The 13,810-nt window shown below is 53.1% G+C and carries 11 protein-coding genes and 1 pseudogene; 7 read left to right on the top strand and 5 right to left on the bottom strand.

Going from position 1 to position 13,810, the window contains the following annotated elements:
- Window positions 1-2: 2 nt before the first annotated feature.
- Entirely contained in the window at window positions 3-1,628 is a 1,626-nt protein-coding gene (locus tag GYM67_RS08165; RefSeq protein WP_220236395.1) for a type 2 periplasmic-binding domain-containing protein, read from the top strand.
- Window positions 1,629-1,897: 269 nt separating this feature from the next.
- On the opposite strand, the gene GYM67_RS08160 is transcribed toward GYM67_RS08165, so the two are convergent.
- Window positions 1,898-3,211: an MFS transporter gene (locus GYM67_RS08160; protein ID WP_220236394.1), complete on the bottom strand. Its 1,314-nt coding sequence runs from the start codon at window positions 3,209-3,211 to the stop codon at window positions 1,898-1,900.
- A gap of 348 nt (window positions 3,212-3,559) precedes the next feature.
- Here GYM67_RS08160 and rhmD point away from each other — a divergent pair, with 348 nt between their 5' ends.
- From rhmD to GYM67_RS08145, 3 genes are read left to right on the top strand one after another with little or no spacing between them, the layout of a single operon-like run.
- Window positions 3,560-4,783, top strand: coding sequence for an L-rhamnonate dehydratase (gene rhmD, locus GYM67_RS08155; RefSeq protein WP_258561487.1), 1,224 nt, complete (start codon window positions 3,560-3,562; stop codon window positions 4,781-4,783).
- 13 nt (window positions 4,784-4,796) lie between these two features.
- The gene (locus GYM67_RS08150; RefSeq protein WP_309485630.1) at window positions 4,797-5,618 is read left to right on the top strand and encodes an HpcH/HpaI aldolase family protein; all 822 of its coding nucleotides are present in this window, start codon (window positions 4,797-4,799) and stop codon (window positions 5,616-5,618) included.
- Window positions 5,615-6,466 carry an IclR family transcriptional regulator gene (locus GYM67_RS08145; RefSeq protein ID WP_220236392.1) on the top strand — a complete coding sequence of 284 codons (852 nt, stop codon included), beginning with the start codon at window positions 5,615-5,617 and terminating at the stop codon, window positions 6,464-6,466. The genes GYM67_RS08150 and GYM67_RS08145 overlap by 4 nt, the downstream gene beginning before the upstream one ends.
- Window positions 6,467-6,673: 207 nt before the next feature.
- Here GYM67_RS08145 and GYM67_RS08140 read toward each other — a convergent pair.
- Together GYM67_RS08140 and GYM67_RS08135 are read right to left on the bottom strand one after the other, a co-directional pair.
- A pseudogene (locus GYM67_RS08140) lies at window positions 6,674-7,681 on the bottom strand (aldo/keto reductase).
- Window positions 7,682-8,753: 1,072 nt separating this feature from the next.
- On the bottom strand, window positions 8,754-8,900 hold the full coding sequence (locus GYM67_RS08135) for a hypothetical protein (protein WP_220236391.1): 147 nt from the start codon (window positions 8,898-8,900) through the stop codon (window positions 8,754-8,756).
- 594 nt (window positions 8,901-9,494) lie between these two features.
- Between GYM67_RS08135 and GYM67_RS08130 the strand changes: the two genes are divergently transcribed.
- The 3 genes from GYM67_RS08130 (at window position 9,495) to GYM67_RS08120 (ending at window position 12,655) form a co-directional block, all read left to right on the top strand.
- A complete protein-coding gene (locus GYM67_RS08130) occupies window positions 9,495-9,893 on the top strand; it encodes a hypothetical protein (protein WP_220236390.1) in 399 nt (132 codons plus the stop codon).
- Between the two features lie 118 nt (window positions 9,894-10,011).
- Window positions 10,012-11,538 carry a DUF2130 domain-containing protein gene (locus GYM67_RS08125; RefSeq protein WP_220236389.1) on the top strand — a complete coding sequence of 509 codons (1,527 nt, stop codon included), beginning with the start codon at window positions 10,012-10,014 and terminating at the stop codon, window positions 11,536-11,538.
- Between the two features lie 424 nt (window positions 11,539-11,962).
- Window positions 11,963-12,655, top strand: coding sequence for a tyrosine-type recombinase/integrase (locus tag GYM67_RS08120; protein WP_396019992.1), 693 nt, complete (start codon window positions 11,963-11,965; stop codon window positions 12,653-12,655).
- A gap of 1 nt (window position 12,656) precedes the next feature.
- Here GYM67_RS08120 and GYM67_RS08115 read toward each other — a convergent pair whose 3' ends face one another.
- Window positions 12,657-12,884 (bottom strand): hypothetical protein, encoded by a 228-nt coding sequence (locus GYM67_RS08115; protein WP_220236387.1) that lies wholly within the window; start codon window positions 12,882-12,884, stop codon window positions 12,657-12,659.
- A complete protein-coding gene (locus tag GYM67_RS08110) occupies window positions 12,881-13,684 on the bottom strand; it encodes an endolysin-like domain-containing protein (protein WP_220236386.1) in 804 nt (267 codons plus the stop codon). The genes GYM67_RS08115 and GYM67_RS08110 overlap by 4 nt, the downstream gene beginning before the upstream one ends.
- Window positions 13,685-13,810 lie beyond the last annotated feature (126 nt).

The following is a 13,810-nucleotide window of genomic DNA, read 5'->3' as shown; positions in this document are numbered from 1 at the left end:
CAATGATGAAAAACCATGAACCAGGGGGCATTCGCACCTATCTGGCTGCAGTGGGCGCGGGCATAGTCGCCCTGTCCATGCTGCTGGCGGGGTGTGGCGGCTCATCCAGCAAGCCCAAAACCAATGCCGAGGGCAAGCCCATCGTCACCATAGCTGTGGCCAAGCACCCCTTGACGCAGAAGATGTCCAAGATGGCTTGGCCCAAGCAGGTTGAGAAGGAGTGCGGCTGCGAGATCCACTGGCAGGAGGCGAGCTCAGACTGGGATCAGAAGAAACAGGCCATGTTCGCAGCCGGAGATGTGCCGGATCTGATCCTCAAGGGCGTTACTCTGGCCGATCTGGCCACCTACAGCACCCTGTTCGAGAATCTGAGCAAGGACTTGGACAAGATGCCCAACGTAAAGAAGATGTTCACTATTGATCCGGCCGCCAAACGATCGGTCACCATGAAGGACGGAGCCATATACATTCTGCCCTCAGTGGCCAAGGGGATCATGCCGGCCGATGCCAGCCACACATTCATCAACAAGCAGTGGCTGGACAAGCTGGGATTGCAGGTTCCGACCACCTGGGATGAGCTGGAGAACGTGCTCAAGACCTTCAAGACCCAGGATCCCAACGGAAATGGAGAGGCTGACGAGGTGCCTTTCGACTTCTATTCGCCCTCCCCGGCCGGATTCGGCAAGAACGAGCCCGTCATCTTTCTTAACAGCCTGGGAATCGTGACCTCACTTGGCAGCGCCCAGGGGTATTACGTGGACAAGAGTCAGGTCAAGTCCTTCTTCACTGATCCCAGATATAAGCAGGTCGTACAGTTCATGAACCGGCTCTGGCAGGATGGGGTCATCGCCAAGGATGCCTTCACCCACGATTACTCCACGGCGCAATCCACCGCCCGCGGCCAGGGGGACACCGCCAAGGTAGGGTTCACCTGGGGCTGGACAGCGACTGATCGGTTCGGTGCCCAGCTGGCCAAGCAGTACGTGACCATGTCGACGCTCAAGGCCAAGCCTGATCAGAATCCTGATGAACTGGTCTACGACCATGTGGGTGACAAGTACGATTACAACGAATCAGCCTTGGCCATGTCAGCCAAGCCTTCGAATAAGGAGGCTGTGCTCAAGGTGATCAACGCCCTTTATGGCCAGGACGTGTCTCTTCAGCAGTTCTGGGGCGACATGGGCAAGGATATTCGGAAGACCGGCGAGAAGTCCTATAAGATTCTGCCGCCTGCAGACTCCACCAAGGATCCTTCGACATGGAAGTGGTCGCAGACCCTGGCCGATGGTTCGCCATACTGGATTCGCCCGGACCTGAAGATTGAGCTGCCGGCGGATGTGCAGGAGGCGCGCGGCCAGGTCAAGACCTTGGAGCCCATTCTCAACCACGTCGATCCCAAGCGTGACATTCTGCCCGGTGGGCTCAAATTCTCTTCTGCCGACAACAGCACTTTGCAGAACAACAACACGGCCATACTCAATACAGCCATGACCAAGTTTGCGCAATGGACCACCAAGGGGGGAGTAGATGCCGAGTGGGATCAGTACCTGGACACCCTCAAGAAGGCCAATCTGGACCAGAGCATCAAGCTGGAGCAGAAGGCCTATGACGAGTACTACGCCAAGTGAAGATTTGTGCAAGCGGATGATCCTTTGGCGGACCGCCCGCCTCATGCCAGGCGCTGCTGGGCAAGCCAGCCTTGAAGCGTCTGCCTCAGAAGGCTCTGACGCGGATGGCGACTGTGCGCAGGCGCTGGATTCAGGGATGGTCGATTCGAAAGTTTCCAAGGATTCAGAAGCAGTGCGCCTGTCTCTTTTGCGGTTACCGCAGTGATGAACGGTGGGCTGCTGCTGATCCGTATGCAATCCGTTGGCCTATATAGATGGGATTGCTGGGATCAGCGCTTTGGGTGTTCGGATAAACCTACCAGCCAGGATATCAGAGCGCCTGCAAGAACGAAGCCCCCCAAGGCTACCAGACCGGCCCTGCCGGTGGCGAGAGTGCCGAAGAGCGAGTCGAACCATACCCTTACGTTGGGTGCGAAGAAACCTCCGAACCCTCCTACCATGTTGACGACACCGATGCCGCCTGCCAAGGCTGCACCGGTCAAAAGCTCGGTAGGCATTCTCCAGAAGATGGGCTGACTGGCGATTACCCCCGTGGCTGCAATGCACAGACACAGGATAGCCGGCAATGGTTTGGCGAATGCGGAAAAGGTGATGGAGCAACCAGTGACGAGCAGGATCATGGCGACGAAGAGGTGGTGATGACCGATCTTGGTTGACCATTTGGGGAGCAGCCAGGTGCCGATCAGTGCGCAAAGCCAGGGGAGCATGGATATCAGAGAGACCTCCATGCCCACCTTCTTGCCGATTAATCCAGAAACCTGAGAAGGGAGGTAGAAGGTTATTCCGTAGACTCCCACTTGAATCATAAAGTACACGATTGAAAGAGCCCAGACTCGCCATGAACCGAGAGCCCCGGACATACTCGATTCCGTCTTGTCCTTGGTGTCTGCTTCGTCATGAGCGATAGCCTCGGCCAGGATTTCGCCCTCGCCAGCATCCAGGAATCTTGCTGTCCGGGGGCTGTCGTCCAGATAAAAGTAAGCTGCGATTCCCACGGCTATGGCAGCCACACCCTCGATCAGAAACATCCAGAACCACCCAGGCATCCCGAGAATTCCGTGCATCTGTAGTAGCAGACCGGACACTGGCGCGCCGATGATCATGGCCAGAGGAGCCCCCATGTAAAACAGTCCTCTGATTTCGTCCTGCTGTTTCCTGGGGAAGAAGATTGTAGTTAGATAGATGGCTCCGGGAAAGAAGCCTGCCTCTGCCACGCCCAGCAGGATTCGCACGACGATGAACTGTGTTTGATTATGCGTAAAGGCCATGCCGGTGCCGACGATCCCCCACAAAATAGTCAGTATGGTGAGCCATCGTCTGGCACCTACCTTGCGCATCATCAAATTAGATGGTGCTCCTAAGAAGGAATAGATAACGAAGAACAATCCCGATCCCAAGGCATAACCCTGGGCAGTGAGCCCAGTGTCCGCCATGTACGATTGCTGGGCGTAGCTGATGTTGCTTCGGTCGAAGAACGCCATGACGTACATGAGCAACAGGAAAGGAACCAAGCGTTTCGTGGTCTTAATGATGATCTTGTCGAGACGTGCCTGTTTCGCTGTGATCGTTGGCTCTTTTGTCATATTGACCTCTTTGTGCAGGAGTGGAGAGTCGCATGTCTGCGGCATTTGTCCCATCTGGTCACGTGTCGCGATCCTCTGTGATCGGAGCGTTGAGTTAACGCATCTCTGCTCGAGTGGACCAGTGATTGACACCAGTATACAACTATTGGGTAATCGTCCCTATATGTGGAACAACTCTTGTTGCACATAATTGCGTGACAATAATGTTCCCGCCTGTATCTTATTAGGATTATTCCCAAATATTGGGATGTAATTTCATCTCTGATACTGTGAATATCAGGCTTCCGACGGATAGGTTTTGAAATCCTAAGAAGAAGCCGATTCAATGACGAAGAACTGGAGGTTGCAATGTCGCTGTCTTCAACCAAGTTGCCAACGATACGATCCATCAGGGCATACAGCATGGGTGGTGCTGCGGCCAAAGTACACGGGCAGGGAGGGGGTGATTACCATGACCAGGGCAAAGGGCACTGGATTGATGACCATATCGCGACGCCAATGAGCAAGTACAAAGAATATGAGCAGTCCCGCCAGTCATTTGGATTGAATGTATTGGGGACTCTGGTCGTTGAAGTTGAGGCTTCCGATGGAACGACAGGGTTCGCTATCTCGACTGCCGGCCAGATCGGCTGCTTCATCGTGGAGAAGCATCTGAGCCGCTTTGTTGAGGGCAAACGAGTCGATCAAATTAAGTTGATCCATGATCAGATGACTAATGCGACTCTTTTCTATTCAGGAGGTGGGGGTGTCGTCATAAACGCGATCTCCTGTGTGGATCTGGCATTGTGGGATCTTCTCGGGAAAGTCATTGGACTGCCTGTCTACAAAATTCTCGGAGGAGCAGTCCGGGATGAAATCCATTTTTATGCCACCGGGGCGCGTCCCGACCTGGCTAAGGAGATGGGCTTTATCGGTGGAAAGATGCCGACGCATTGGAGCTCGGCCTTCGGCGAGGAGGGCATCCGCAAGGATATAGCGATGCTTGCTGACATGCGCGAGAAAGTCGGATCGGATTTCTGGCTTATGTTCGATTGCTGGATGAGCCAGGATGTGAACTATGCGACTAAACTGGCTCGGGCTGCGGCACCGTATGGATTGAAGTGGATGGAGGAGTGCTTCCCCGCTGCCGATGTACAGAGCTATCGCGAATTAAAGAGGAACATGCCTCCGGGCATGCTGATGACTACTGGTGAGCATACAGGCAATCTGAGTTCGTTCAAGGAACTTTCGGATGCCGGAGTCGATATTCTGCAGCCTGATGTGGGTTGGTGCGGCGGTATCACATCCCTACTGGATATTGCTGCACTGGCAAGAGCTCATGGACAATTGGTGGTTCCTCATGGTTCGTCCGTATATTCCCACCATGCCGTCATCACCTTTACAAACACGCCCTTCAGCGAATATCTGATGACTGCTCCGAAGGCGGATCATGTTCGTCCCCAGTTTGATCCGCTCCTGATAGGAGAGCCTGTTCCCGAGCATGGTGTCATTACTGTCAATCAACTTGACAAGCCGGGTTTCGGCGTCGAGTTGAATCGTGAATGCGCTCTGGAGCGGCCATACACGCACTGAGCGGCGACGGACGATGTCGCGGTTCCGGTCGTGTCAGGAAAAGAACTATGCGGAAGGGCATTTCATGTCGTGCAACATACCTCACAATGAATTCAAAAGGGCTTTAAAGGAGCATCGTAGGCAACTCGGGCTATGGCTAGCTTTCGGATCGGCGACAGCCGCCGAGATCTCGGCTGGTTCTGGATTTGACTGGTTGCTGGTGGACGGAGAGCATGGTCCGAATACGCTGACTACCATTCTTGACCAGCTCAGAGCCGTGCACGGGTATCCGTGTACGCCGATCGTGCGTCCTGCCAGTCCGGATCCTGTGATGATCAAGCAGGTCCTCGACCTAGGGGCGCAGACCCTCCTTCTGCCTATGGTCAATACGTCTGAGCAGGCTCAGCTTATGGTTAAGGCAGTCCGATATGCCCCAGAGGGGATTCGTGGTGTAGGAGCTGTCCTGGCACGATCGGGTCAATGGGGTCGAATACCCGATTATATGCGTGATGCCACCGATGAATTGTGCATTGTCGTGCAGGTTGAAAGTCGGGAGGCTTTGGAAAATATCGATGCCATAGCTGCTGTCGATGGTATCGACGGAATCTTCATCGGGCCGGCGGATCTTTCTGCTTCGCTGGGATATCCGGATGATGCCGACAACCTTGTGGTCCAGGATGCTATACATAAGGCCTTTGATTCCATCCTCCGCCACGGCAAGGCTGCAGGGTCCCTGGCCTTCGATGACTCGCTAGCGAAAAAGTATTTTGAGTGGGGGGCAAGTTTCATTGCTATCGCCGGAGACACCGATCTGTATGTGCGTGCTATGGAACAAGAGCTGTCATTGTTCAGATGAATAAGGCTGAACGGGTTTCGTTCTCCTGGTTGGGACGCCTTAAAATGCGGTATATGGCAGAGACAAAGGCACCTGCGGGAACGCAGACCCTGATGCATGGGATTGCGGTGCTCCGGGCCGTCGCGCATGGGGCGCGCAATCTCAAGGAAGTAACTGGACAGACAGGTCTGAGCAGAAGCAGCGCGCATAGACTGATACAAGCTCTTCGCAGCCAGCGTTTTCTTCGTGAAGAGAGCAATGGGGATTTGCGTTTGGGGCCTGCTCTGATCGAGCTGGGTTTCCAGGCCAGGAACGAGATATCGATTCAGGAGGTTGCCCGCCCGTTTCTGCTTGATCTGGCTCAGACTGCCAAGGATACGGTGCATCTCGCTGTGGAGGACTCAGGATCGGCTTTATATCTTGACAAAATCCACGGCAGCCGTGGCATTGAGATTCGCTCTTGGCCCGGCTGCCGTATGCCCTTGACCTTCACAGGGATCGGCAAAGCCCTTTTATTGGATGATCCTGACCGTTGGCAATCCCAATACATACAGGACAGGAATCTTCAAGATCGCAAACCAGAACACGACTATGCCAACGAGAAAGCCTTCGCAGCTGCAATGGAGCAATTCGCCAAGCAGGGGTTTGCCTACGATCTTGAGGAGAATGAGCCTGGCATTAGATGCGTGGCCGCCCCTGTTCGTGACGGTGCTGGCGCAGTGACGGCTGCGATTTCAATATCCGCAGCAGCCACATTTATGCCTGGCAAGCGTATGAAGGAGCTCGGTCTGCTTGTAAGACGCAGTGCTGCATGCATCTCAGTGCAGCTTGGATATGGTGGCGACGAGGATGTGGCAGTCGAGGCTTAGCAAGTAAGGCGGCCAGATTCCTTCGACATCGTGAGTTCGTTAAACATTGGTCGAAAAATGATCACAGGGGAAGGCTAGCAAGGTCAGAGACAGCATTGATCCGTAATCTGACACAGGCATAAATTCATGAATTAGCAGTGAGTTAATCAGATCATTGTTGCCTGCGTGCTCAAATACGGACACCAAATTAGGGAAATATCTGCGGCGCTACTTTTCCTCCGCGTCCAGCAATACCACGCCTTCAGGAGGATTGCTGCCGATGGCTCCCACTGTCTCATGCGGAAGGTAGGCCTCCTCCATGGAGGCGATCTCCTCGGGCGTGAGCTCCAAATCCAGCGCAGCCACGGCATCGTCAAGATGACGGGCCTTGGTGGCGCCGATGATTGGTGAAGCGACGCCTTTGGCCCACTGCCAGGCGATGGCTACCCGGGCCATAGGAACCTTGTGCTGCTCTGCCACTTCTTGTACACGATCGATGATGGTCAGGTCGTTGTCCTCGGCCCGGCCATACTTGCCGCGCGAGACCTTATCAGTCGCGCTGCGCAGGGTGTCGGCGGTCCATGTGGGCCGTGTCAGATGGCCGGCGGCCAGAGGGCTGTAGGGCATCAGGGAGACATCCGTCTTTCTTCAGAAGGGTATTAGATCCTTCTCGTCCTCCCGATAGAGCAGGTTGTAATGGTTCTCCATGGCGCTGAAGGGGGTCCAGCCGTTGTCTTGGGCGACTTTCTGCATATCCTGAAACTGGCTGGCGTACATGGCTGAAGCCCCCAGCGCTCGCACCTTGCCAGCTCTGACCAGATCGTTCAGTGCTTCCATAGTCTCCTCGATGGGCGTTTCATAGTCGAACCTGTGAATGATGTAGAGATCCAGGTAGTCGGTGTCCAGCCGCTTGAGTGTTCCATCGATCTCCCGATGGATGGCCTTGGATGAAAGTCGCCCCTCATTGAAATAGACCTTGGATGCAATGACCACCCGATCGCGGCTTGTATGCCTCCTAAGCGCCTTCCCCAGATATTCCTCACTGGTCCCGGCGGAGTAGCCGTTGGCTGTATCGAAGAACGTGATGCCCAGATCGAGTGCATGCGCAACGACGGCGTCAGTCCCTTCCTCATCCAGTGTCCAGTCGTGCATGGTGCCTGGCTTGCCGAAGCTCATGCACCCCACGCAGATCTTCGATATGTTGATGTCCGTTTTGCCCAGTTGTGTGTATAGCATTCGAGTCCTTTTGTCCTTCTTTGGTGCAGATGCAATCATGCTAGCAAGTTCGAGTCGGTGGAAGTCTACCTACGAGAGGGTTGTAGAGGTTAGGCCACTGAGCAGAAGATGATCTGTGCTTGACTGCGTGTTTAACAACGCGGTTAAGGCAATCGTGCAGAAACTCATATTCTGTACATTTCTGCAATTCGTTGGCCGTAGGCCAGAATTTGAATCTCACTCTTTGTTTCTATTGCCCTTAGTGCCAAGTGCAGGAGCAGGCCTTTTGGGCGGATTGATCAGTTCGAAACTCCGAGACATAGCTTTACTGTTCACGGTCTTAAGCAGCACGTAACACATTGGCCACTGGTCTATCAACGTTGCAAGCCACCTCGATAGTCTGTCTAAAGCTCCACCCGGCTTGGCCGTTTGAAGCTGTATAAGATGAGGGGAGGAATATGGCGTTTTTATAATGTGGACAGATGAGTGCTTTGCTCCTCAGAAGTTCTTGCTTGATGGACGCTGAAGCCTGCTTTGATACGCTCCGAGTCAGTTCAATTTGGAAATTACAACGTTAATGCGCCATTGAAATCGACCGTGCAACCATACTATTATACTTCAATTTAAGTTCAAGCGAGCTTTTCAAAATGCACGTTAAAAAGAGTAATGGAAGTACATCGTTTAACTCTTATAGTGCTTCCGTCATTGCTGCATCATTCAATCGCCCTTAACCATAAAGACAGATATACGGGGGTCCCGCTTATGGATAGTTTAGCTTCATTAAGCAAAGAAGTGCTATGGTCAGTGGGCACAGCGGATTTGAATTCCTTTACCATGGTATAAATCCCACGGTATGACTAATAGATATGATAATTTTTAGGACAGACATAATAAGAGAATAAATGCACTCTGCTTTCTGCGATTGTATTCAATTGGGGAAGAGACTGACTGATGAAATAGCAGGTTTTAGGAGTATCGGGATTATGAGAAATAGAAGAACAAATTGTATTGCCCTTTCCGGGAAATAGCGCAAAGACATGTCTTGTTTTTAGCTGGACCATGTGTTCGCCAAGCTACATCACACATACCAGAATCATGAAATGGTGATTCGTTCGTAATTATCTTTTTTAGCTTCTTTGTTCTCAGCCATGAAATCGATAGCAAGTGACGACTTCGTATAAGGCTGATTGATGGGTGGAACAATTATTTCCATTTGCGCATCAACGGAGAATTGTTGCATTGCTTTGCCCCTTATTCACAGTTAAAATTTACTTGATTATTTCAATCTTTTTTCTATCATCACTATGAATCACAGTGATTTCGTAACTCTGCTATTGCAATTATATAGCAACTATATGGCTAGGGGAAGCATGATAACCGTGCCTGAATATTTATATTATTAAACTAGATCGAACTGCTACTGTTTTCGTCTAGGATTAAGTATCCGTGGAGCATGGGTCCGATACTTTCGTACGGTCAGGCAATCTTAATAGCGATCTAAGCAAAGACGTGCATCTATAAAGAAGTGGTTTTATAAAAAATCACTTCAAAATTAAAGATCAGCTCAACAGTCACGCGAGCAGTCAATATCCAAAAAGGCTAGAGCGAAAAAACTCCTGTAGATCTACCTCTGTAAGAGGTCCAGCATGCCAAACTTGAGACTGCTTATATCGCTCTTTCTAGGATGAGTTTGTAGGTGCAATGCGGTGTGCGAGCAGTCTCATAGATGCGGTTTGAGCAATCCCCAGACTAATTGCCAACTGTGCATGCCACTATTTTCCGCTGATATAATCAAGACAAAAGATGTAGTTAACCTTTAATGAAGAGGGCCCACTTGGCACGTGGAAATGATATGAGCTGCGTTGTTTTTTCGCGTTTGTTGCGTTTCAAGCGCTCGCACTATCGGTATTCCGATACGTATCTTCGCGAGGTGGGTAATTCGCCGGATAGGCATGCAAGAACGGAAAAACAGCATATGGTGCAGTGGTTTGCAGATAATGCAACCCATGGGGCGGGCGCATATTCCCGGCGGAGGCCAAATGATAGTGCAAAAAAATGTTTTAACAAGTTGGAGAATGCTGCATCGTTGCTGTGGATTGCCGAGGCGGCTGGAGTTGAAGAGTCGATCGTAAAAATCGCTTTTGAGGCTGCGAGGCAGGCGGGGGACTATCGCCGGGCCTGCGGCGCAATCCGCAAGATCATCACCTGGCCCATGATTATTGAATCCTTGTAGTGACGTTGATATAGATCAAATATAGTTTCCATTAAGTATCGTAGGTACTCGGCTTTCAGTGCAGACTGCTCAGAGCAAGGGTAGTTTTCGACATAGGTTCGGAAAGAAAAGGTTGCATATGCCTGAGATTATTTGCCCCAAATGTAGAACCGCATTCACCATTGACGAGGCCGGATATGCCGATATTTTGAAGCAGGTTCGTGACAAGGATTTTGATAGGCAGCTTCATGAACGGCTTGAACAGGCTGAACGAGAGAATGACAAGATTCGTGAATTGGACCAGGCGCAGGCCGAGCAAACCTTGCAGAAGACCAAAAGCGCCAAGGATGCCCAGATACAGGAGTTGCAGGCAAAGCTGGAATCCGAGCAAGCCGCTAAGGAACTGGCTGTTTCAGAGGCCCTGAGGAAGGTCGAGAAGGAGAAAGAGGATCTGAGTGCCAAGCTGGACAAGGCCGAGTCGGAGAAGCAGCAGGCGCTTGATCTAGCAGAGGCTAATTCCAAGAGCGAGCTCCAGAAGGCGGCTGCGGACAAAGAGGCTGAGATCGTCAAATTGCAGAATCAGCTTGATACTTTTGAGTTGCAGAAGAAGCAGGAACTCGCTCAGGCTATGAGTCCGGTGCAGAAGGAGCGTGATGATTTCAAGGGCAAACTTGAGAGGCTGCAGCTTGAGAAAGAGTCAGAGGAGAAGCTCTCCAAGGAGCAGCTGAAGTCGCAGCTGCAGGCGGTCGTCGCGGACAAGGATTCCGAGATAGCGGAATTGAAGAGCAGCCTTGACAAGGCTGAGCTGCAGAGCAAAGTCGAGGCCAAGTCCCTTAAAGAGCGTTACGAGATCCAGATCCAGGACCGTGACGATCAGATTGAACGGCTGCGTGATCTGAAGGCGAAGCTGTCCACCAAGATGGTGGGGGAGACGCTTGAGCAGCATTGCCAGATCGAGTTCAACAAGCTACGGTCCACGGCTTTTCCCAATGCCTACTTTGAGAAGGACAACGATGCGAGGACGGGCAGCAAGGGCGACTTCATCTTCCGCGACAAGGACGATTCGGGCACGGAGATCGTGTCCATCATGTTCGAGATGAAGAACGAGATGGACACCACCTCCACCAAGCACAAGAACGAGGACTTTTTCAAGGAGCTCGACAAGGACAGGCGTGAGAAGCACTGTGAGTATGCCATCTTGGTCTCCCTGCTGGAGCCTGACAGCGACCTGTACAACACGGGCATCGTGGACGTCTCCTATCGCTATGAGAAAATGTATGTCGTCCGCCCGCAGTTTTTCATTCCGATAATCACCCTGCTCCGGGACGCTGCCAAGAACTCCCTGCAATACAAGGATGAACTTGAAGAAGAGAGGGCGCAGAACATCGATATAACGCATTTTGAGGAAGAGCTGGACTCCTTCAAGAGTGCTTTTGGCCGCAATTACGAAATTGCCTCGAAAAAGTTCAAGAATGCAGTGGAGGAGATCGACAAATCCATCAATCATCTGAACAAGATCAAGGACGCCTTGCTGGGCTCCGAGAACCAGCTTCGTCTGGCCAACAACAAGGCACAGGACGTGACCATACGAAGGCTGACTAGAAACAATGAGACCATGAAGGCCAAGTTCGACGAAGTAAAGAAGTCGAAGGCGATAGAATCCTGAGACCGTGAACCGTGCAGTCATGTGAAGGGATGGATGTAGGCGGATTTCTCTGATTTCGTAGTCTGGCGGTCCATCTATGCCTGGCTGCATCATGGGCCAGCTGCTGATCTGCTGCATATACGCTGAGACAGAAAAACAAAGGCTCGGAATCCAAACAATTCCGAGCCTATTAGTAGCGGGGTCAGGATTTGAACCTGTGACCTCTGGGTTACTGACCCAGAGGTCACAGGTTCACCGCCCCGGCGGCGAACCCTGCGAGTTCATTTTAACCGCGTGATGACATGGCTTCATGTCAAGGAAGAAAGCCCCTGCGCCCCAATGGCGCGAATGCATAGATAAATGGATTGAAACCCTCCAGGCCGGCAGTCTCTCTGCCCTGAGTGTCGACACCAGGCGCCGGCAGCTCACGAAGCTCAGTAACGACTTGAGAGGGTCGCCGCAAAATGTCACCGCAGAAGAGCTGGTGCACTGGTTCGCGGCGGGAGACTGGAAGCCGGAGACCCGTAAAGGGTACAGGAACGCCGCCTCATCCTTTTTCGGATGGCTTTATAGGTCAGGCCGGGCCGAGCAGGACATATCCAAGGATCTGCCCAGTATCCGGCGGCCCCACGCACATCCGAGACCATGCCCCGACCGGGTCATCCTGGTCGCGCTGAGCAAAGCCAACGAAACTGAGACGCTCATGATTAGGCTGGCCGCCGAATGCGGGTTGCGGCGGGCCGAGATAGCCCGGGTGCGCAGCGACGACGTCATGGACGACCTGCTGGGCCGGACCCTCATAGTCCACGGCAAGGGCGACAAGCAACGCCTGGTCCCCCTGCCTGACGACCTGGCCCAGAAGATCATCGACCGGCATGGCTGGCTGCTGCCCGGCCGCTGGTCAGGGCACGTAGAAGCCAGCTATGTAGGCAAGCACGTCGCCCGCCTGCTGGGCGGCGAATGGACCGCCCACAGCCTCCGCCACCGGTACGCCACAATGACCTACCAGGAGACCCACGACCTGTACCTGGTAAGCAGGCTGCTGGGGCACGAGTCGGTCGAGACAACGCAGAGGTACGTAGCCATGCCCGATTCGCGGCTCAGGGCCGCTCTGGCGGGTGCCAGGCTGGTCAGCTGACCTATTTGCCGGCCATGCGCATGGGGTTATAGACGACTCCGAAACCGGCGGCGAGATAGCCGCCCACCGTGGTCAGCCAGTCGCCCAGGGCAGGGTTGGCGAAGCTGTGTACCCCGCTGCCGATGATGACCAGGGCCATGGCCACAATATAGATGGCGGTCCTGGTCCGTTCGCTGAACAGCGGCTTATATTCCTCGGCGGGTCCTGCAGAATGCTTCGGGTCGCTCATGGCTTGACCTCCTCGACAGTGATATGCAGTTGGTCGAGCTTGTTCTTGACCGCCTGCTGGACCGTGGCCGCGATGTCGGCTGGATTCGCCCCGACTGCCCTGGCCAGGGTGTCTATAGTCGCTCCTTGCGCTGTAATAAGGGTCTTAAGCTCGGCGATTTCGTTGCGGGCCTGGATGACACCGTCCAAGACGTTACGACCGTCAAGACCGGTTTGCAGTATAAGTGCCTTTTGCGCACCTTCCTGGACGCGATCCCGTAACCAGTTTGTGTGCCACTCGTCCGTCATTTTTTTATCGATAGCCTTCTCTGCGCCCTCTTGGGCTCTGTCGCGAGTCCAATTCGAGTCGAAGGTGTCATACTTCATTGTTTCTCCTCCGTATCGGAGATATGCATTCCAGGGATAGTCGTAATAGGGAGCCACGTTTGTTTCGCCGCCGGTCTGATCGCCTGGAAGGCCGTTAATCCCGCCATTCTCAGAGATAGATGCTTGAGCTAATAAACCGTGGCCTAGATATACCGCCACATGCTGCTTGTCGTTGAGCAATAAGTCACCCGGCTTTGGATTGCCATCAGGGCGCAGCCGCAGCCAGCCTCTTGCCGTGAGCTCAGAACTTAGATTCATGGTGGTAGTGGCTTTCCCCGTGTCAAAGCCCGCTTCTTGCAGGCAATGGACTACGAGGCTGGAGCAATCGCAGTTGCCTCCGGGGCGGATATTCCATCGGTCTGCCTGGCTATATCCGAGGCTCACGGATTCACACCAGTAGCGCATCCGGTCGATTAATTGGTTAATATCGCACATTCTGCCCTTTCAGTCATGGTTGAACAGTCCATCAGGAGGCCCTGGGGGAGGTGGAGGGGCTCGTCGATATATATGATCTACGAGCTCTCGGTTCCATTGCCAAAGCAAGGCGTTATCGTTCTGCAT

The organism is Bifidobacterium asteroides (assembly GCF_019469425.1).
GTDB lineage: Bacteria > Actinomycetota > Actinomycetes > Actinomycetales > Bifidobacteriaceae > Bombiscardovia > Bombiscardovia asteroides_I.
Note: the sequence above shows the minus strand (reverse complement) of the source record. Positions and strands in the feature narration are given on the sequence as shown.